Raw genomic sequence first — 22,100 nt, 5'->3', positions numbered from 1 at the left:
CCTTATTTTGCATCGAACCAGTTTGCTCCATATTCATAGTCCACTTTTAATGGAACATTTAATGAAACAGTCTGTTCCATCATTTCTGGTACGATTTCTTTCAATTTTTCTATTTCTTCCTTCGGTGCTTCTAAAATTAATTCATCATGCACCTGTAATAGTATTTTTGCTTGCAGCTTTTCTTCCTTTAATTTACCATCTAAATCGATCATTGCTTTTTTAATAATATCTGCTGCACTTCCTTGAATCGGTGTATTCATAGCTGTACGTTCTGCAAAACTTCTTAGATTAAAGTTGCGGCTCGTAATTTCAGGCAGATATCTTCTTCTTTTCATTAAGGTTGTCACATAGCCTTTATGCTTTGCTTCTTGGACGATTTCTTCCATATATTGCTTCACGCCCGGATAACTTTCAAAATAACGATCAATAAACTGCTTCGCTTCCTTTCTCGAGATTCCAAGGTTTTGCGATAGTCCATAATCGCTAATTCCATATACGATACCGAAGTTAACTGCTTTTGCTTGTCTTCGCATATTCGATGTCACTTCATCCATCTCTACATGAAACACATCCATTGCTGTCTGTGTATGAATATCGACATCCTCTTGGAAAGCTTTCACTAGCTTTTCATCATTTGCAATATGTGCAAGTACTCTTAGTTCTATTTGCGAATAATCAGCAGCAAACATAATCCAGCCTTCCTTTGAAGGAACAAAAGCCTGTCTTATTTTCCGCCCTTCCTCTAGTCGAATCGGGATATTTTGTAAATTCGGATCAACGGAGCTAAGTCTTCCTGTTTGTGTTAATGCTTGGTTATAACGTGTATGAATTTTATTCGTATCTTTTCTAACTACTTTTAATAGTCCTTCAATGTAGGTTGATTGAAGCTTTCCGAGCTGGCGATATAGAAGCAGTTTTGGAATAATTTCGTGCTCGTTTTGCAGCTGTTCTAATACATCGGCAGCAGTAGAATAGCCAGTTTTCGTTTTCTTAATCACTGGAAGCTGTAATTTTTCAAACAAAATAGGTCCAAGCTGCTTTGGAGAGTTCAAATTAAAATTCTCACCAGCAAGCTCATGTATTTCATTCTCTAATGTTTGCAGTCTTTCCTTTAAATCGACGCCCATTTCCTCTAAGCGACTAATATCCACCTGGACACCAACATGTTCCATTTCTGCAAGAATAATGGCAAGCGGCATTTCCAATTCTTTTAACAGCTCGTATTGCTCGTTTTCTTTCAATTCCTTAATCATTTCATCCTTTATCACATGCATCGTCATCGTTTTTCTGACAACATGTTCGGAAAGTACAGGCACTTCAGGTACTTTTAGCTTCGCGCCTTTTCCGTATACTTCCTCATCAAATAAAACATCTGTTTTTCCCATTCGATTACCGATTGCTGGAATATCATGATTATTTTCGGCTGGGTTGAGCAAATAAGAGGCAAGCAGCATGTCATATGTTATTCCCTGAATATGAATATTATTTCTCAGTAAAGCAACCATTGTTTTCTTTGCATCAAAAACAATTTTCTTTTTAGTACTGTCCTCTGCCCATTGCTTGAACAAATCGGATGCCAATGCAACCTCTGTCCGAATAAAATAAGCGCCATGTTCATTCACCATTCCAAATCCAATAATTTCTGCCTGATGGTAATTGTCATGAAGCATTTCCACTACAAATGACGTTTCATTGGCTAAGATAGACTCCGTTATTTCATCGGCAACAGTATACGTAATCTCATTCATTTCTGATTGCAGTTCCTCACCAGCTTCTACCTCATCATCAGAAACCCGATTTAACAATGACTGAAATCCAAGCTCTTTAAACACAGTACGAACAGCAGACTGGTCAAAGCCATCATAGGAAATATCATGAACTCCTATTTCAATCGGCGAATTGCGATTAATTGTGACAAGCTCTTTACTCATATATGCATCCTCTTGATGATTTGTAAGGTTTTCTTTTAATTTCTTACCACTTACATCATTCAAATGTTCATAAACTGCTTCTAATGTACCGTATTGCTTGATTAGCTTCGTTGCGGTCTTTTGCCCAACGCCCGGTACTCCTGGAATATTGTCAGAGCTGTCACCCATAAGCGACTTCAGATCAATAATCTGCTCTGGCGTAACCTCCATTTTTTCTAGCATATAGCTTGGAGTGTACTTCTCTATATCGCTAATCCCTTTTTTCGTTACATATACGGAAACATGATCCGAAACAAGCTGCAGCATATCCTTATCCCCAGAAATAACCGTTACTTCAAACCCTTCCTCATTTCCTTGATTTGATAACGTACCAATAATATCATCCGCTTCATATTGCTCGAGCTGATAATGCTTAATTTGAAATGCGTCGAGTAATTCCTTTAAGACTGGAAACTGCTCCGATAACTCTGGTGGCGTTTTCTGACGACCGCCTTTATATTCTTTGTACGTAGTATGGCGGAATGTCGTTTTCCCTGCGTCAAAGGCTACAAGTAAGTGTGTCGGCTTTTCTTCTTCTAAAATGCGCAACAGCATTGTTGTAAATCCATAAACTGCATTCGTATAAACACCCTTATCATTGTTTAAAAGAGGCAATGCGAAAAATGCCCGATAAATAATACTGTTGCCATCAATTAATACTAATTTTTTTGTCATGATAACCTCCAAATAAAGTGAATCTTCATTTAGTGGGGAGGTTCCTTCCTCTCCCGTCTTCACTTTTTTTAATTTCCACACGCTTATAAATGGGATTTTACATTGCGTTATTGTGTGATATATAACTCTCTGTTTTCATTTTATCATTGTAAATAAAGAAAGGAAAAAATTAAGTCGTTAGTCATAAATAAGTTAGTACTGATCATCTGTATTACTGTGATTCCTTGCTCTACGAAAAAACACCCTCAATGACATGAGGATGTTTATTTCGGTAAATACACATGAATTATTGTTCCTTGATTTACTTCACTTTCAACTTCTATCTTACCATCATGCACTTCAACAATATGTTTTACAATCGCTAACCCTAAGCCAGTTCCCCCTGTATTTCTGCTACGTGCCTTATCAATACGATAAAACCTTTCAAAAATCCGTGGGATTGATTTTTCGTCAATACCAATTCCAGTATCAGCGATTTTAATATGAATAAAATCAGCTGTTGAATCTAGACTAAGCTCAACCTTTCCATTTTCTGGTGTATAGTGAATAGCATTATCTAATAAATTAACAATAACTTGTTTAATTCGTTCCTTATCAGCCTTCATTTCAGTTTCTTCATCAACATTTATCAAAAGCTGCAATTTTTTTTCCATGGCTTTATGCTTTAATGCTGGAATTACTTCTTCAATTAGATCTTTTGCCTTAAAAGTATGAAGAACGAGTCGAAATCCATCTTTCTCTAACCTTGATAAGGATAATAAGTCTTCAATTAACAACTGAAGACGATGACTTTCATGGTAAATAATACCAAGAAATTCTTTCGTCGTTTCATCCTTATTTTCACCACTATCCAACAATGTTTCGGTAAAACCTTTGATGGAGGTAATTGGAGTACGCAGCTCATGTGATACATTCGCAACGAAATCTTTTCTAGTCTTCTCCATTTTCTTTAATTCCGTAATATCGTGCAGTACTAAAACAGCACCTTTTAATAGATTGCGTTCATTAAACATTGGTGCTCCAACAATTTCGAAATAGCTTTTATCTACTCCATGTGTTTGTGTGAAAGTTTCTTTGATATTTCGTTCATATAAAAACGTTTTTTGAACTGTTTCATGAATCGTTTCATTTTCAAGTACCTCATAATAAAGATGTCCCCGATATTCCTTTTCAGTTTTGCCAAACATCGTAATGAATTTTCGGTTTACCACATGGATAAATCCTTTTTCATCAATCAGTACAAGCCCACTTTGTATACTATCAATTAAAGTCGATAATTGTTCCGACTGCATCTGTTCTTGCATCGATATCGCGCTCATATTCCTTGCTAAAGTATTGATCTTGTAGCTCAGTTCTTCTATCGCTTCATTGGATGAATTATGAAATCTAGCATTAAAATTGCCTTTAATAAATTCGTCAATCGTGTATGTGGCTTTTTGCACTGGCTTGACGTAATTCGTATATAAAAGGAACACAATAATCTGTATGATGATAAATCCAAAGAAAAGAACTGCGATTATAATAATCGGCTCATCTGCTGCTTGAAATAGGATAACACCCATCGTAATATAAGTTAACAGAACTGCAAACATATAAGGCCGGATAGGTACCGAAAATAATACTTTCATCAAGTAGGATCCTCCAATTTATATCCAAGCCCTCTTACGGTTTTTATATATACAGGTTTTTTTGTATTAGGTTCTATTTTATCCCTTAGGTGGCTAATATGTACATCGACTATTCTTGTATCACCAACGAAATCATAGTCCCAAACACTGCTTAACAGCTGGTCTCTGGAGATAACTTTTCCTTTGTTTTTAGCAAGATGGAACAATAACTCAAACTCTTTTCTTGTAAAGGTAATAACATTTGAGTTCATTTCTGCTTCATAGCGTTCCGGATAAATTGTCAACTCACCAATTTTCAGTGAACTAAAATTTGGTTTATCATTTCTCGTACTTCTTCTTAAAATAGCTTTAATCCGTGCGACAACTTCTTTTGGGCTAAATGGCTTTGTTAAGTAATCGTCGGCTCCTAATTCCAGGCCTAGAACTTTATCAAATTCTTCATCCTTTGCTGTTAGCATTAAAATTGGTGTTTCGATTTTATTCATTCTTAGATGCTTACATACTGCCATTCCATCCATTTCCGGAAGCATTAAATCCAATACGATTAGGTCGTATTCATTTGTTTCACATTTAATAACTGCTTCCTTTCCATCATAGGCAACATCCGTCTGAAAACCAGCATTTTTTATATTATAATCCAGTAGCGTTACTATTGGTTTTTCGTCATCTACAATTAATACCTTCTGACTCATTTGAACATCCCCCATTTTGTTAGTAAACTTAGTATCGCCTGACTTTTGGACGATAGCTTAGTTGCATTTATGCGAGAAAAGAGAGTTGTATATTTTCTTTTCTGCCAACCATAATATTTACATTCTTATTTATCTTATCATTATTAATAGAAAACACATAACGAATAAAGGTTTGTAAACAAAATTTTACAATAGTTTCCGTATAATTAGCTTATTTTATGTGTTTTATTTTTAGCAGGGGGATTTAGCCGGAATATTGCGTGTTGTATTGGACAATAAACACGGTAACTAGTTCGCAGATCAAAACGCAAAAAAAGCTCTGGCTACTTGATGGTAACCAAAGCTTTTTTCTAAGTATCGTTTTAATTTAGTACACCTAGTACGTTTTTAACGGAATCTGCTGATTTATCTAGTGCTGCTTTTTCTTCTGCAGTTAGATCCAACTCGATAATTTCTTCAATACCTTTCCCACCTAGAATTGTTGGTACGCCAAGGTAAATATCGTCATAGCCGTATTCTCCTTCTAGATAAGCAATTGCCGGAAGAACTCTACGTTGATCCTTTAAGATTGCTTCAGCCATAACTGTTAGAGAAGCAGCCGGTGCGTAGTATGCACTACCATTTCCTAATAGATTAACAATTTCACCGCCGCCAGTACGTGTACGTTGCACGATTTCATCCAAGCGTTCCTTTGAAATTAAATTTTCTAATGGGATTCCACCAGCATAGGAATAACGTATTAGTGGAACCATATCATCACCATGTCCACCAAGTACAAAACCAGTTACATCTTTAACAGATAGATTTAATTCTTCTGCAACAAATGTACGGAAACGTGCTGTATCAAGTACACCTGATTGCCCAATGACACGCTCTTTCGGTAAACCAGACTCTTTAAATACAGTGTACGTCATCGCATCAACTGGATTTGTTAATACAACAATGGTCGTATCTGGAGAATATTTCACAATATCCTTTGCAACGGCTTTCATGATTTTCGCATTTGTATTCACGAGATCATCACGACTCATCCCTGGTTTACGCGCAATACCTGCAGTAATAATAACAAGATCCGAGTCTTTTGTATCCTCGTAATTTGAAGTACCAATGATTTTTGCATCAAAACCTTGAACAGGCGCTGCCTCTGCCATATCAAGCGCTTTACCTTTTGTAGGATCTTCCATGTTTGGGATGTCTACTAGGACAACATCACCAAGCTCTTTTTGTGCAATCATTAATGCTGTTGTTGCACCTGTAAAACCAGACCCAATAACTGAAATCTTTTTTCTTTGTAACCCCATCGTACATATCCCCTTTATTGTAGATTAACAGATTAGAATCACTTTTCACCCGTTCATAGCGGATTGGCGAACAGGGAATTCATCTCCCTATTCGCCACCAAAATCACGTTCAGCTCCAGCTCCCATCGACTAGCGAGACTTCCTTCACCTCCGTACGATAAAGAAGACTTGCCGACTGGCTGTGCCAGAGGCTTAGTCGCACTTATACCCTTGTGGTGAAAGTCAACATCGGCTCCCTACGGTCGCCGTGTTTCCTTTATCTCCTCCGGCAAAGTCCAGTCCGTACGTCGCTAACCGGGCGCTTCCGCTTTTGTGCATTACTTAGCCATATTCTTGATTAATTCTTTACCAAATTCGGAGCATTTAACTTCTGTTGCGCCATCCATCAGACGCGCGAAGTCATATGTTACTACTTTAGAAGCAATTGTTTTATCCATAGAATTTGTAATTAAATCAGCTGCTTCTCTCCATCCAAGATGTTCAAGCATCAAGACTGCTGAAAGGATAACAGATGAAGGATTCACTTTATCTAGTCCTGCATATTTCGGAGCAGTACCGTGTGTAGCTTCGAAAATCGCATGTCCCGTATCATAGTTAATGTTCGCTCCTGGCGCAATACCGATTCCGCCAACCTGTGCTGCAAGTGCATCAGAAATGTAATCGCCATTTAAGTTCATTGTTGCAACAACATCAAACTCTTTCGGACGAGTTAGAATCTGTTGAAGGAAAATATCTGCAATTGCATCTTTAACAAGGATCTTGCCTTCAGCGATTGCATCATCTTGTGCTTTATTTGCAGCATCTTTGCCTTCTGCTTCAACTAAGCGATCGTATTCAGCCCACGTAAATACTTTATCACCGAACTCTTCTTCAGCTACTTCATAGCCCCAGTTTTTAAATGCACCTTCTGTAAATTTCATGATGTTACCTTTATGTACTAAAGTAACACTTTTACGTCCTTCTGTTAACGCATATTCAATTGCTGAACGAACAAGACGCTTCGTGCCTTCTTCAGAAACTGGCTTAATACCAATTCCAGATGTTTCAGGAAAACGAACTTTATTGACGCCCATTTCGGACTTTAAAAATTCAATTACTTTTTTAACTTCGTCAGTTCCTTTTTGCCACTCGATTCCAGCATAAATGTCTTCCGTATTCTCACGGAAAATAACCATATCAACATCTTCTGGACGTTTAACTGGTGATGGAACACCTTCAAAGTAACGTACCGGACGAAGACAAGTAAATAAATCCAGCTCTTGACGAAGTGCAACATTCAATGAACGAATTCCTCCACCAATTGGAGTTGTTAATGGCCCTTTAATCGCAATTTTATATTCATTAATTTTATCTAGTGTATCCTGCGGCAGCCATTCGCCAGTTTTATCGAAGGCTTTCTGGCCAGCGTACACTTCTAGCCATTCAATTGTTTTCTCACCATCATATGCTTTTTCAACTGCAGCTTCAATAACTTCGCTTGCTGCTGCCCAGATATCTGGACCAGTTCCATCTCCTTCGATGAAAGGAATGATTGGAGTGTTTGGTACATTCATTTTCCCATTTTCTACGATAATTTTTTCTCCTTGTGCCATAAAAAAACCTCCTAAATATATTCAATAAGAATAGCCGGATTACCCAGCTATATTCTTAATCTAATTATTAGCCACGCTTGTTTAATTCGACATAATCCTGTAAGTCAGGACCAATATATTCCGCGCGTGGGCGAATCAGACGATTATTATCGTACTGTTCTAAAATGTGTGCCAACCAGCCTGATGTACGGCTTACAGCAAAAATCGGCGTGAATAAGTCATGGTCAATTCCTAAGCTATGATAAACTGATGCACTATAGAAATCTACGTTCGCTGGGAGACCTTTATTTTCTTTTATATAATCTTCAATTTTAACAGACATATTGTACCATTTCTCTTGCTTGGTCAATGTCGTTAATTGCTTAGACATTTCTTTTAAATGTTTTGCACGCGGATCACCGTTACGATATACACGATGCCCCATACCCATAATTTTTTCTTTGTTTGCTAATTTTTTCTCAACATATGGAATGGCATTTTCTTCTTCGCCAATTTCACTCAGCATTTTCATTACATTTTCATTTGCTCCGCCGTGCAATGGACCTTTTAAAGCGCCAATTGCAGCAGTAATACCTGAATAGATATCGGATAAAGTTGCTACACATACTCTCGCTGTAAAAGTAGAAGCATTCAGCTCATGATCTGCATGCAGGACGAGTGCCTTGTTAATAGCTTCTATTTCAATCGCATCTGCTTCTTTTCCATTAAGCATATACAGGAAATTCTCTGCATAGCCAAGGTCAGCTTTCGGCTTTACCGGCTCTTGACCATTACGGATTCTCGAAAACGCAGCTACAATTGTAGCAATTTTGGCTTGAATGCGAATAGCTTTACGTTTATTGGCTTCTGGTTCCATAATATCTGATTCATCATCATACAATCCAAGTAGAGAAACAGCAGTACGCAATGCTGCCATCGGATGAACAGTTGATAAATCATAGGAGCGTAAATGATCAATAACCTCTTCTGGAATCTCCATGTTTTTAGCTAGTTCCTGTTTTACGTTTTCCAACTCTGCTTTTGTCGGCAGCTTCAGATTCCATAGTAAATAAATGACCTCTTCAAAACTTGCATGCTCAGCTAAATCATCAATACGATAGCCTACATAAGATAGCTGATCATCTATAATGGAACTAATGGACGATTGAGTTGCGACAATACCTTCTAACCCCTTTGTAGATGTTGTCATAGTAAACCCTCTCCTTTTTTTAAAGTAATTGTAGCATTTGGTTGAAATGTACAATGTTAACGACAATAATAACCATCCTTATAATCTAGTTATTGTGATACTAAATGGTAATAGCAGATTATATTCACCCCAGTACATATATCTACTATTTGAATAAAGTAATTCTATTATTGTCCAGCCCAAAATCTATTATAAAGTATTATGACTAGAAAGTGAATTGAAACCGTTTAACATTTAAATTTTTTGACTTCAATCATGCGATATTTATCGGGATTTAGTCGGTAATTAAATATTTTACTTGAATTTCGAAAATGCATGTCTATTTCAACAGCATTTATCATATGTAACTATAGTACAGGCTTTCAACTATTTGCAATTTCTAGTCGTTAAATTGGGGGAGCTTTCCAATGCAAAAATTTATTCTACTGCAACTAATCCGATTTTTGATTGTACTTGGCGCTCTATTTACAGTCTACCTTATTTTCATGCATACTTTCAAATTTATCTATCCAATACTTATTACATGTATCCTGTCCTTGTTAATATACCCATTAGTCGTTTTTATTGAAACAAAGCTAAAGTTTCCAAGGCCACTCGCTATAACCGTCGTTATGCTCGGTTTATTGTTGTTTTTTGTTGGGATCGTGTTATTAGTTATAACAGAGGTATATCAAGGTACTGCCTATTTAGCCGTAAAGATTCCGAGCTATATACAGACATTCGTTTCATTTTTTGAAGCCTTTTTCAATACCAACATTCTTCCACTCTATGAAAAAATAATTTCTTTCTTTCATTCCCTTGATAATGAACAGCAAACGACAATACAAGACTATATAAGCTCCATCACAGGCTTTATAACATCAACCGGTTCAGACATGCTCCAAAATAGTTTAGCTAAAATTCCTGAAATTCTTGCGGTTGTTCCTGGTTCATTAACAACACTGACATTTATTCTATTAGCAACTTTTATGATGACCAATGACTTAGAAAACATTAAACGGATTGCTTCGCGTATACTTCCTGGTACAGTCAGACGGTCTACTTACGATTTTTTTCATCATGTTAAACTTGCCATTACCGGCTATTTACGTGCACAGCTATTGCTTATCTTTATTTCAGCTTGTATTATCCTTACTGGGCTCATGATTTTACGTGTAGAACATGCATTAACGATTGCGCTTATAGCTGCCGCTGTTGACTTAATTCCTTATCTTGGGACAGGCATCATCTTCATTCCTTGGATCATCTATTTATATGCTGTATCTGACTATTCCCTCACAATTGGGATAACCGTACTCTATATGGTCGTTATTATTTCAAGGCAAATTCTTGAACCTAAAATTCTTTCATCGAGTATTGGTGTTCACCCACTTATTGTACTGACAACGATGTTTTTTGGAATGCAGCTGTGGGGGATTGCAGGACTCTTTGTGGCACCAATAGTGACGGTTTTAGGAAATGCGATCTACCAAGCTGGGATTTTTCAAGCTCTATGGAATTTTATTAGAGGATAATTCATCTACCATTTTCGGTAGATGATTGTTCCACCTTTTGCCAATTTTAACAATAATGCACGAATCGAATTTTTAAATAGCTTTCTTGAGAAGGGAAGCACTAAAATGAGTCCGACTGTGTCCGTAATGAATCCTGGGGCAAATAAAAATACCGACCCAATCAATATACAAATGCCATCCATTAGTTCTTCAGTTGGTGCCTGGCCCTTGCTCATTCTTACTTGGGCTCGCTTCCACGTCTCCATTCCATGGTGTTTAGCAAGTAGGATTCCTAAAGCTCCAGTCAGAATAATGATACTTATAACCCACCATGGACCGACCATGCCACCTACCCAGATAAAAACACCGATTTCCATCGCTGGAATGAATAGAAGTAATAGGAATAGCCAACGCATAAAGAACACTCCCTTCTAAGCTTATTTTATCATGAATTTATAAAATCTTCTTTTCTAAACGATTTGCAGATGAACAGCTTTTAGAAAAATAGAAGCCGGCATTATGCCAGCTTCTATTTCAAGAATGGAGTTATCCGAAAACATCTAACTGTTTACAGTACGGATGCATGTCCTTTATAAATATCGCCCTTTGCACCATCTACTGTAATGTCAGAACCTTCTTCAAGTGCTGTAAAGACGTCTTTTACGCCAACGATTACTGGAATGCCTAAGCTCAAGCCAACAACTGCAGCGTGTGACGTTAAGCCGCCTTCTTCCGTAATAATTGCAGCAGCTTTTTCAATTGCCGGCATCATTTCACGTTCTGTGCCATACGTAACTAGAATATCTCCTTCTTCTACTTTTGTTAGAGCTTCTTCATTTGACTTAGCAAATACAACTCTACCATACGCTGTACGTTTCCCGATACCTTGTCCTCTGGCAATTACATCGCCAATAACATGAACTTTTAACAAGTTCGTTGTACCACTCTCACCTACCGGAACGCCAGCCGTTATAATCACTCTTCCACCACGTTTACACATGTTCGTGCTTAACGCTTTATCAATTGCAACATCTAGCATTTCATCTGTTGTGTTTGTTTGTTTACCAATCACCGGGTGTACACCCCAAACTAGAGAAAGCTGACGCGTAACGTGTGCAGCAAATGTCACAGCTAGAATAGAAGCCTTTGGACGATATTTGGAAATCATTCTTGCTGTATGTCCACTTTCAGTTGGTGTAATGATCGTATCAACGTCCAAATTCATCGCTGTATGTGTCACCGATTGACTAATTGCTTCTGTGATGGTCATATCTACATTTTTCGAGCGTTCATTTAAAATAGATTTATGTTCCAATGCTGACTCTGCCTTCAATGCAATATTACTCATCGTCTGTACGGATTCAACCGGATATGCTCCAGCAGCCGTTTCTCCAGAAAGCATGATTGCATCTGTGCCGTCAAAAATCGCATTCGCAACGTCAGATGCTTCTGCCCTTGTTGGACGAGGATTACGTTGCATCGAATCAAGCATTTGTGTAGCAGTAATAACTGGCTTACCTGCATTGTTGCATTTTTTAATAAGCTCTTTTTGTACAAGTGGAACGTCTTCTGCTGGGATTTCTACACCAAGGTCTCCACGTGCAACCATTAGCCCTTCACTGACCTCTAGAATACTGTCGATATTGTCGACACCTTCTTGATTCTCAATTTTAGGTATGATTTGAATGTGTGACCCATTGTTTTTTTCTAAAACTTCTTTTATTTCAAGGACATCAGATGCACGACGTACAAATGAAGCAGCGATAAAGTCAACGTCTTGCTCAATTCCAAACAGAATATCAGCCGTATCCTTGTCCGTAATCCCAGGTAGGTTCACCGAAACATTTGGTACGTTTACACCTTTTTTATTTTTGATGACACCAGAGTTCAATGCTTTCGTTACAATTTCACCCGCACTCGCATTTACTTCGATAACTTCTAATTCAATTAGTCCGTCATCAAGTAAAATTTTCGAACCCGGATGTACATCATGCACTAAACCGTCGTAAGTAACGGAAAACCTCTCAGCAGTCCCTTCTACTTCGAGCATTGAAATAACGACCGTATTTCCTTGTACAAGATCAGCAAAGCCATCTTTAAAATTCCCTGTTCTTATCTCTGGCCCTTTTGTATCCAATAAAATTGCGACAGTTTTGTTTTTATTTTCGGCAGCTTCTCTTATGTTTTTAATTCGAGCGCCATGCTCTTGGAAATCACCATGAGAAAAATTAAGTCTAGCTACATTCATTCCTGCATCGATTAACCTTTCTAAAGTTTCTATTGACTCAGAAGCAGGTCCAATCGTACAAACGATTTTCGTATTTCTCATTAATTTTCTTCCTCCCTGAACGTTTTACATAGTTTAAATAACCAAACAATGCGATTAACTTTAGCCTTCCTAATTAGATCGATAACTCTTTCGAAAGGTTGTACATTTCTTCATTAATTGTATGGGATTGTGCAAAGATTTCATCAAACGGGTAACTTACCAAATTGTTATTTTGAATTCCTACCATCTTGCCACCCTCGTTGTCCATTAGCAATTCAACTGCTTTAGCACCTAATCTACTTGCTAGAACACGGTCTGTAGCCGTTGGGGACCCACCGCGCTGAATATAACCTAATACGGTAACACGGGTTTCAAGCTGTGTTGTTTCTTGAATTCGCTCTCCAAAATCAAACCCGCTTCCAACGCCTTCTGCCAGAAGAATAATACTGTGCTTCTTACCACGGTCATGACCGCGTTTAAGTCGGTCGACAATTTCTTCAAAGTCTTCTTTCTTCTCTGGAATCAGAATGCTTTCTGCTCCTCCAGCAAGACCGGCCCAAAGTGCTAGGTCACCAGCATCTCTACCCATTACTTCAATGATATACGTACGCTCATGTGATGTTGCGGTATCACGCACTTTATCAACTGCTTCAATTATCGTATTTAGTGATGTATCAAATCCAATTGTAAAGTCTGTACCGGAAATATCGTTATCAATCGTTCCAGGCACACCAATACATGGAAACCCTTTTTCCGTTAACTTTTGGGCACCGCGGAAGCTTCCATCGCCACCGATAACAATCAAACCTTCAATTCCAAACTTTTTTAATTGCTCAATTCCTCGCATTTGACCTTCTTCTGTTTTAAATTCTTCACTTCGAGCCGAGAATAAAATCGTACCGCCGCGTTGAATAATATCTCCCACTGAACCAAGATCCATCTGTTCTATATTACCTTCCATGAGACCTTGAAAACCATTTTTAATCCCATACACCTCTAAATTATGATAAATCGCTTTTCTGACAACCGCACGGATTGCAGCGTTCATCCCAGGGGCATCTCCGCCACTTGTCAACACACCTATTTTCTTCATGTTTAGTTCACCTCATGTCAAACGAAATTTGCTCTATAACTGTACTATACCCTTTAAAGATAAATAAAAACAGCGCAAATAGCAATTAATATCTTGTTTATTAAAGATATTTTATATTTTTACAACCACAATAAGAGACTGATACTATAAAATATCAGTCTCAACTAATACAGTTAAGAAATCGATGTTCAAAAGTCCGCAAAAAGGATGTATCGAATTACTTGCTCCTTTTCAGCTTCTTTTTGAGCAAAAGTTAAAGCACTTCAAATTCACCCATTTGTTTATATTTTTCCCATCTATTCTCGATTAATTCATCATCTGTCAATGTCTGGAGATTTGTAAGGGATTGCTTTAATACCTCATCGATATACGCTGCCTGCTGTTCTAGGTTTCGATGTGCGCCACCTTTTGGCTCTGGAATAACATGGTCAACAATGCCTAATTTTTTCAAGTCATAAGATGTTATTTTCATTGTTTCCGCAGCACGCTGAGCAAGGCCTGCATCCTTCCATAAAAGCGCAGCAGCCCCCTCAGGTGAAATAACGGAATATGTTGAGTTCTCAAGCATCAGTATACGATCACCAACACCAAGTCCCAGTGCACCACCACTTCCACCTTCACCGATAACGATACAAACGATTGGTACCGTTAAACCAGCCATTTCCATTAAGTTTTTTGCAATTGCTTCACTTTGTCCACGTTCCTCAGCAGCTTTACCTGGATAAGCACCTTTCGTATCAATAAAGCAAACGATTGGACGATTAAACTTTTCTGCTTGCTTCATATGGCGTAATGCTTTTCGATACCCTTCTGGGTGTGGCATTCCAAAGTTTCTGCGAATATTTTCTTTTGTATCTTTTCCGCGCTGATGACCAATTACGGTTACTGGGATTTCATTATAATATGCAATACCAGCTACAATTGCCTCGTCATCTCCAAAAAATCGATCGCCATGAAATTCTATAAAGTCGGTGAACAACTTATCAATGTAGTCCATTGTTGTGGGACGCATCGGATGACGAGCCATTTGCACACGATCCCATGGCTTCAGGTTGCCATAAATATCATTCTCTAAAATAGCCAGCCGCTTTTCCAGCGTTTCAATTTCCGCTGTTAAATCAATTTCACTATTCGCTGTGAAATTTTTCAATTCGTTTATTTTTTCTCTTAAATTCACGATTGGCTTTTCAAACTCGAGTATTTGATTCACTTTTATTCCACTTCCCTTCTGTGCATTGCAACCAGCTTGGAAAGCAATTCTTTCATCTCATGACGGTGGATCACTTTATCCAATTGACCATGCTTTAATTGGAATTCTGCAGTTTGGAAATCATCCGGCAGCTTTTCGCGGATGGTCTGTTCAATGATTCTTCTTCCAGCAAAGCCAATTAACGCACCTGGCTCAGCAAAATTATAATCTCCAATGGAAGCAAAACTAGCAGAAACCCCACCAGTTGTCGGATGGGTCATAACAGAAATCATTAATCCGCCAGCATCGCTGAATCGTTTAATTGCAATCGACGTTTTCGCCATTTGCATTAAACTAAGCATGCCTTCTTGCATCCGAGCACCACCAGAAGCTGTGAAAATAATAAAGGGAATCGATTCTTCTTTCGCATTTTCAATAGCACGTGCGATTTTCTCACCCATCGCAGATCCCAAACTTCCCATGCGGAAGCTAGAATCCATCACAGCAAAGGCAACAGGATGATTTACTATCATTCCTTTACCAGTGACTACTCCTTCATTTAACGTCGTTTTCTCACGGTCCTTTGCAATCTTCTCTTTATAACCCGGAAAATCGAGTGGGTTTCCTGAAGTTAGACCCTTGTCCCATTCCCTGAAAGTTCCTTCATCAAATAAACTATCAATCCGCTCCCAAGCAGTCATTGGGTGATGATAGCCGCAATTTGGACAAACATTTAAAGACTTCTTCATTTCTTTTCGATAATATATTTTATTACAACCATGGCATTTTTGCATAAGTCCCTCTGGAACATCGATTTTTGATTGTTCACTTGGAATGGTTGCATATTTTCTTCTCTTGCCAAAAAAATCTTTAAGCAAGGTTATTCCCCCTTCACAACTTACATCAACATAATAGTAGAGTTTGTCCAAAAAGTCTGGTAAAAATGACACATCTGAGAACAGCAGATCTTCGACTTACTTTCGGCTAACATAATCACCATATCCTGTAGAAGCTCGTTGACGATAGAGCCACCTCTACTAAGAACGTACAAGTCCTGTGGACAACGCAGAAGTCAGCACATCCTGTGCAAGCCAGGTACGGGGAGCTTCGCCGCCTTGAACTTCGACGTACAGGACGTGCTAGTGTCGGCGTTGCAATAAAGCACTTTGATGGGAAGAGCAATCGCAGCCACTGGACGTTGCGAATTTAGCTGACCTCGATCCATTTCATCATTTTTTTGAACACGCATATACATACCTATTTAAATCATTTTATTCATCATAACGGCTTGTAGTTAAAAAGAGTGTCAAAAACAGTCGAGGGAAAAAATTCCTCTCAACTGTTCACCTTCACTTGGCCCCGAAAATAATGGATCAATGGATTCATAATCTCTTTCACTGTAGTGTTTAAGTAAAGTATTATAGAAAGATTCCTCAAAATGGTATACACAAACAGCATGTGAAAACTCATCCATTAGCGACCATATTTTCATTAACAATAGATTTTCCGTTTTCTCAAATAAATATTTAAAAAAGGCACGATGTTTTGTAAGTGGATTACTACTATTTACATCAAGTATTGCTTTTAATTCCTGTATATCAGATACACTGATTCGGGCAAAAGCTAACTTTGCTGCTTCCTTTTCCAAAATTTTCTTCGTAAAAGTTAAATCATCTTTCATATTATCTTGCCTTAAAATAAAGGATGATAATAACTCTACAGTTTGAAAGGAGCGATATTCCCTTAAGTAGGTGCCTTCGCCATGTCTCGTTTCTACAAGACCAATAAGCTCTAACGCCCGTAATGCCTCCCTAACAGATGACCTGCCAGCATTAAGTCTTTCAGAAAGCTCTCGTTCAGATGGAAGCTTGTCCCCCGGATTTAGATTATTTCTCTCAATATATCGTTGTAATTCCTTGATTACTTCCTGATATACCTTTTGTTTAATTGAAAAGGACAAAAATAACACTCCACTCCTAGAAAACCGTCTATTTCTTAACTCCGGTTAAACTTCGCGTTTTTTCAGCTACTTCATTCGGATCTATCTTGATTCGAGCTACACCTGAGTCCATTGCAGCCTTTGCAACATCTGCTGCCACTAATGGGGCAACACGCGCATCAAATGGTGACGGAATCACGTAATCCTCTGTGATTTCATTTTCTTCAATTAGGGACGCTATTGCATTTGCAGCAGCAACCTTCATTCGTTCATTTATTCTTGTTGCCCGCACATCTAATGCACCTCGGAAAATACCAGGAAACGCAAGCACATTATTCACCTGGTTTGGAAAATCCGATCTTCCTGTACCAACCACGCGTGCACCGGCCGCTTTTGCATCCTCGGGCAGAATCTCTGGATCGGGATTAGCCATCGCAAAAATAATGGCATCTCTATTCATTGTAGAAACCATTTCCTTTGTAAGCGCACCGCCAACAGATACACCAATAAAGACATCAGCACCCACTAGAACTTCCTCCAATGATCCCTCTACTTTATTGATATTCGTAAATTTAGCAACTCTATCTTTCACACTATTCATACCATAGGTTCTACCTTCAAAAATAGCTCCTTTTGAGTCACACATAATCATATCCCTTACACCGAAGCTCTCTAATAAGCGAATTATTGCAATGCCAGCTGCACCTGCACCATTTGCTACTACTTTAATTTCAGAGAAATCCTTTTCAACAAGCTTCAATGCATTGATTAAACCTGCAACTGTAACAATAGCTGTTCCATGCTGGTCATCATGGAAAATCGGGATATTTGTTTCGTCTTTTAAGCGTTCTTCAATAATAAAGCAATTTGGTGCTGCAATATCTTCTAAGTTTACTCCACCAAATGTTGGTTCTAACAATTTAACAGTTTGGACAATTTGATCTACATCATGTGTTGCGAGACAAATCGGAAATGCATCTACACCTGCAAATCCTTTAAATAACACAGCTTTCCCTTCCATTACTGGCATTGCAGCTTCAGGTCCAATATTACCAAGGCCTAACACGGCTGAGCCATCACTTACTACGGCGACCATATTCCCTTTCATTGTGTAATCGTAGACTCGATCGTTACTTTCATAAATTTCTTTACAAGGCTCTGCTACACCAGGGGAATACGCTAGACTCAAATCTGCCGCATTATTAACAGGAACCTTTGATTGGATCTCCAATTTCCCTTGCTTTACCCTATGCATATGTAACGCTTCATCTCTCAAGCTTGCCATTTTAGATTACTCTCTCCTTTTTGATGTAGAAATTGTATTATATCCTCTGTATGTCTTGTTGTATAATATCCCAAACAAACATAACCAGCTAAAAAAAATAGAATAATTGCCTTTAATAAGCTTGCTGGCTTTTGTTTGATTCAATAGTGGTCAGACCACCAATAACTCCTCTATTATAACAGATGCATCTCACCTGTAAAGTGATAATCATGCGTTACGGTGAGACCCTAAACAAGCTAAGCACTGAAACGATGCTTTAAGTGCTTCCTATAATTAGCATCCATTTCAATGCCATAAATACTTACAATCTCAAACTACTTCACACTTCTCGATTTTGCAAAACAACATTTTCATTCCCAAAATACCGTTTTAGCATATTTAAACAACTTTTGTCGGGATAGAGGCAATAAGATTCTGCTAGCTGATAAGATTGTTTTTTTTGTTCATCATAAAGAATAATCGATGCGCCACCAGGATAACGTTCCGCTACCTTCTCGATAAGTTGCAGTGCTTGTTGATTCGTCATGTTCACCACTTTAATAAATAGACGCTGTTTATAATCTGACTGTAATGTTTCTTGATGAAATGGCTTGACGGAATTGATTACCATTTGTAGCTTATTATTTCTAGATTCTACTTTCCCTTCCAGACAAACGAGCATTTCTTCTTGCAGCCAGGAGCTTATCTCTCGGAATACATCAGGAAAAATAACGGCTTCCATTTCCGCCTGCTCATCATCAATCGTCAGAAATGCCATTTTATCCCCTCGTTTTGTTCGAATAACTCGTATCGCTTGAATAATTACCGTTACGTCTAAATTTCGCTTTCCAAGCATTTTAGCTGCTTGTCTAAGTGTGACATGACCATTAGCTCGCAGCTGCTTCCTAAATTCCTTTATCGGGTGACTCGAAACATACATGCCAAGCAGCTCTTTTTCATCTGCTAATTTCTTAACTTGACTAAAGTCATCGATCTCAACATATTTGGCATCTAGCTCGATTTGATCCTCAAAAAGACTAGACCCACCAAAAAATTCTTTAAAAAGCTCTCCCTGCTCCATCGCTTGTTCTATTGAAGCAAGTAAACTTGCGCGATTGGAATACGTTTCATCAAATGCCCCAGCAATAATAAGATTTTCGAGCGTTTTTCGATTAACGAGCTTTGGTGAGGTACGAAGGCAGAAATCGAATATATTTTTAAATGGTCCTGCTTTTCGCGCGCGAATAATTTCGCCAATTGCTTGATTACCTACCGACTTAATCGAGGTAAGTCCCATCCGAACTTTTTTGTTCTCCACACTGTATTTCCCGAAGCTCCGATTAATATTAGGTGGTAATAGTTCAAGTCCAAGCGCTTTTAGTTCTTGCATATAGAGATGCAGTTTATCGTATTGACTTCGAGAAGCACTTAATAATTCCGCAAAGAAGCTTGCTGGATAATTTGCTTTCAAGAAGGCGAGCTGATAAGAAATCTTACTATAGGCAACCGCATGGCTTCTTGGGAATCCATAATTTGAAAATTTAACAATCCAGCTAAATATCTCTTCAGCAACACTTCGCTCGTAACCATTATTTAGACAACCTTGAATAAATGCTTCTTTTTGTGCATCCATAACATCTTGCTTCTTTTTACTTACTGCACGACGCAGCATATCGGCCTCACCAAATGTAAAACCTGCAATTCGATTAGCAATTTGCATGATTTGCTCTTGGTAAACAAGCACACCAAATGTATGGGCAAGAATTGGCTTTAAATCAGGATGTGGGTAGGTTACTTCTTCCTTCCCATGTTTTCGCGCTATATATACCGGAATAAAATCCATTGGACCTGGGCGATACAAGGCGTTGACTGCTACTATATCTTCAAAACTGCTAGGCAAAAGTTCAGTTAGTACCTGTTTCATTCCTTGGGATTCAAGCTGAAACACACCATTTGTTTGCCCATTTCGTAATAATTCATAGGTACGGGTATCGTTTTCAGGAATTTCATCAAGTGAAATCGGGTTAGCACCTGTATAAGCTATCGACTGAATAACCTTCTCCAATAAGGTTAAATTCCGAAGCCCAAGGAAATCCATTTTTAATAAGCCAATTGCTTCTAAATCATTCATTGGAAATTGGGTAAGATGTGTATCGGTTGCACCTATTGTTAGTGGAACATGTTCCTTTAACGGTTTCTCACTAATAACCACGCCTGCTGCATGGGTCGAGATATGACGTGGCAGTCCTTCAAGCTTCACAGCTACAGCAAATAACAGCTTTAATTTAGGAGATGTTTTGACATAACGATACAATTCTTCCGATTCCTTTACGAGCTCTGGGATTCTTTTTGTTGACTGCAGCGGAATTTCTCTTAGCATAAAGCTAGCATCCTGCCCATCCACATCCATTGTTTTTATTAATTCTCGAATTAATGAACGGGCAGCAAAGGTACCGAATGTAATGATTTGCGCAACATGTTCCCTGCCATATTTTTCTTGGACATACGTGATAACCTCATCACGCCTCGCATCTGAAAAATCGACATCAATATCTGGCATTGTTTGTCTTTCAGGGTTTAAAAATCGTTCAAACAATAGACCGTATTCCATTGGATCGACGTCTGTAATACCTAGTATATAGGCAACAATCGAACCAGCTGATGAGCCCCTACCAGGTCCCACAACAATCTGATTTGCTTTTGCATATCCAATAAAGTCCGCTACAATCAGAAAATAATCGCTAAATTCCATGGATTGAATCACATGGAGCTCATAGGAAAGTCGCTTTTTTATAGGATCGGTTAAAGTTTGGTACCTTTCTTTTACTTTTGCCCAGCATAATTTCTCTAGATAATCAGCTGCACTTATTTCTTCAGGTACAGGAAATGATGGCAGCAGACGCTGTTCAAAATCGATCGTAACATTACACTTTCCTGCGATTGCCGCTGTTTCAGCAAGCACCTCCGGCCAAAAGAAACCAAATAAACTTTCCATTTCCGTTTCGGAACGAAGATGTCTATTTTTAATGGTGGAATCCGCAATCTTCATTCCCCACTGTTTTCCCGTTTTCATCGCTTGGAGACAATCAAAAGCCATGGCATCCTTTTCATCAAGATAAATGACATCATTAATCGCCGTAACCGGAATACGGGATACTTTATGAAATTCTTTTACCAGTGTAAATATCGACTCGTCTCTCTCCTGCAAACCAAGGTAGAAGTCACCTTGGGCAAATAATGCTTGCCACTTTTTGAAATAACCGGCAATACCTGCATGTGTTTGGTGTTGAAAAAGCTGCGTTATTTTATCATGTTGAACTGGTACAATACAAATCAATTGACCAGCTGCCTGCTGTATTGCCCCTAAGTCGATGCCATTTATAGAATCCTGCTGAATAGTTGTACTAAGTTTGATTAACTGGTGATAACCAGCATTATTTTTCGCTAATAAGATACATGGAATAACTTCTTCCTCATTGTCCAGTAGTCGTACAGACATTCCAATAATTGGCTTAATTCCATAGCTCTTACATGCACGATAGAATGGAATAATTCCATACAGCACTTCTTCATCCGTTAATGCAAGCGCATTAAAATTTAATTTATGTGCCCGCTCGACCAATTTAGGAATCGTTATTGTACTATTCATCAAACTATAGCCGCTTTTAACCTGTAAATGTGTGTATGACATACTATCCCGCCTTTTCTTTCTAACTATTATTATAACAACCATTTTCGAACATGCATACGCTTTTGCATTCTTTTCTTAGCATAACTCGTCCGAGACAATCATAAAATGTATAGAC

Annotated in this window: 15 protein-coding genes; 1 reads left to right on the top strand and 14 read right to left on the bottom strand. The window is 38.3% G+C overall.

The genetic code is table 11. The features are described from left to right. Positions 1-2: 2 nt before the first annotated feature. The 6 genes from polA to citZ form a co-directional block, all read right to left on the bottom strand. Positions 3-2,645, bottom strand: coding sequence for a DNA polymerase I (polA, locus tag D1B32_RS07830; protein ID WP_095307308.1), 2,643 nt, complete (start codon positions 2,643-2,645; stop codon positions 3-5). 263 nt (positions 2,646-2,908) lie between these two features. Then, the gene (gene pnpS, locus D1B32_RS07825) at positions 2,909-4,273 is read right to left on the bottom strand and encodes a two-component system histidine kinase PnpS (protein WP_095307310.1); all 1,365 of its coding nucleotides are present in this window, start codon (positions 4,271-4,273) and stop codon (positions 2,909-2,911) included. Further along, on the bottom strand, positions 4,273-4,965 hold the full coding sequence (locus D1B32_RS07820; RefSeq protein ID WP_095307311.1) for a response regulator transcription factor: 693 nt from the start codon (positions 4,963-4,965) through the stop codon (positions 4,273-4,275). The genes pnpS and D1B32_RS07820 overlap by 1 nt, the downstream gene beginning before the upstream one ends. 362 nt (positions 4,966-5,327) lie before the next feature. Beyond that, positions 5,328-6,266, bottom strand: a complete 939-nt coding sequence (gene mdh / locus D1B32_RS07815) for a malate dehydrogenase (protein WP_095307312.1) — start codon at positions 6,264-6,266, stop codon at positions 5,328-5,330. 317 nt (positions 6,267-6,583) lie between these two features. Then, on the bottom strand, positions 6,584-7,858 hold the full coding sequence (gene icd / locus D1B32_RS07810; RefSeq protein WP_095307313.1) for an NADP-dependent isocitrate dehydrogenase: 1,275 nt from the start codon (positions 7,856-7,858) through the stop codon (positions 6,584-6,586). Positions 7,859-7,925: 67 nt separating this feature from the next. Continuing rightward, positions 7,926-9,047, bottom strand: a complete 1,122-nt coding sequence (gene citZ, locus D1B32_RS07805) for a citrate synthase (protein WP_095307314.1) — start codon at positions 9,045-9,047, stop codon at positions 7,926-7,928. A gap of 407 nt (positions 9,048-9,454) precedes the next feature. Between citZ and ytvI the strand changes: the two genes are divergently transcribed. Continuing rightward, the gene (gene ytvI / locus D1B32_RS07800; RefSeq protein ID WP_095307316.1) at positions 9,455-10,561 is read left to right on the top strand and encodes a sporulation integral membrane protein YtvI; all 1,107 of its coding nucleotides are present in this window, start codon (positions 9,455-9,457) and stop codon (positions 10,559-10,561) included. A 5-nt stretch (positions 10,562-10,566) separates the two neighbouring features. Here ytvI and D1B32_RS07795 read toward each other — a convergent pair whose 3' ends face one another. The 8 genes from D1B32_RS07795 to dnaE all read right to left on the bottom strand — a co-directional run bounded on the left by D1B32_RS07795 (position 10,567) and on the right by dnaE (position 21,985). Continuing rightward, positions 10,567-10,956, bottom strand: a complete 390-nt coding sequence (locus D1B32_RS07795) for an FxsA family protein (protein ID WP_095307317.1) — start codon at positions 10,954-10,956, stop codon at positions 10,567-10,569. Positions 10,957-11,108: 152 nt separating this feature from the next. Further along, positions 11,109-12,869, bottom strand: coding sequence for a pyruvate kinase (pyk, locus tag D1B32_RS07790; RefSeq protein ID WP_095307318.1), 1,761 nt, complete (start codon positions 12,867-12,869; stop codon positions 11,109-11,111). 73 nt (positions 12,870-12,942) lie between these two features. Further along, the gene (pfkA, locus tag D1B32_RS07785) at positions 12,943-13,902 is read right to left on the bottom strand and encodes a 6-phosphofructokinase (RefSeq protein ID WP_095307319.1); all 960 of its coding nucleotides are present in this window, start codon (positions 13,900-13,902) and stop codon (positions 12,943-12,945) included. 253 nt (positions 13,903-14,155) lie between these two features. Then, on the bottom strand, positions 14,156-15,112 hold the full coding sequence (gene accA / locus D1B32_RS07780) for an acetyl-CoA carboxylase carboxyl transferase subunit alpha (protein ID WP_095307321.1): 957 nt from the start codon (positions 15,110-15,112) through the stop codon (positions 14,156-14,158). Positions 15,113-15,114: 2 nt separating this feature from the next. After that, entirely contained in the window at positions 15,115-15,969 is an 855-nt protein-coding gene (gene accD / locus D1B32_RS07775; RefSeq protein WP_095307322.1) for an acetyl-CoA carboxylase, carboxyltransferase subunit beta, read from the bottom strand. Positions 15,970-16,397: 428 nt separating this feature from the next. Further along, a complete protein-coding gene (locus D1B32_RS07770) occupies positions 16,398-17,051 on the bottom strand; it encodes a FadR/GntR family transcriptional regulator (RefSeq protein WP_095307323.1) in 654 nt (217 codons plus the stop codon). Between the two features lie 28 nt (positions 17,052-17,079). Continuing rightward, positions 17,080-18,315, bottom strand: coding sequence for an NADP-dependent malic enzyme (gene ystJ / locus D1B32_RS07765; RefSeq protein WP_095307324.1), 1,236 nt, complete (start codon positions 18,313-18,315; stop codon positions 17,080-17,082). Positions 18,316-18,634: 319 nt separating this feature from the next. After that, the gene (gene dnaE / locus D1B32_RS07760; RefSeq protein WP_118889047.1) at positions 18,635-21,985 is read right to left on the bottom strand and encodes a DNA polymerase III subunit alpha; all 3,351 of its coding nucleotides are present in this window, start codon (positions 21,983-21,985) and stop codon (positions 18,635-18,637) included. Positions 21,986-22,100 lie beyond the last annotated feature (115 nt).

The organism is Oceanobacillus profundus (assembly GCF_003515705.1).
Classification (GTDB): Bacteria; Bacillota; Bacilli; order Bacillales; family Amphibacillaceae; genus Oceanobacillus; species Oceanobacillus profundus.
This window is presented reverse-complemented; position numbering and strand designations above follow the sequence as displayed.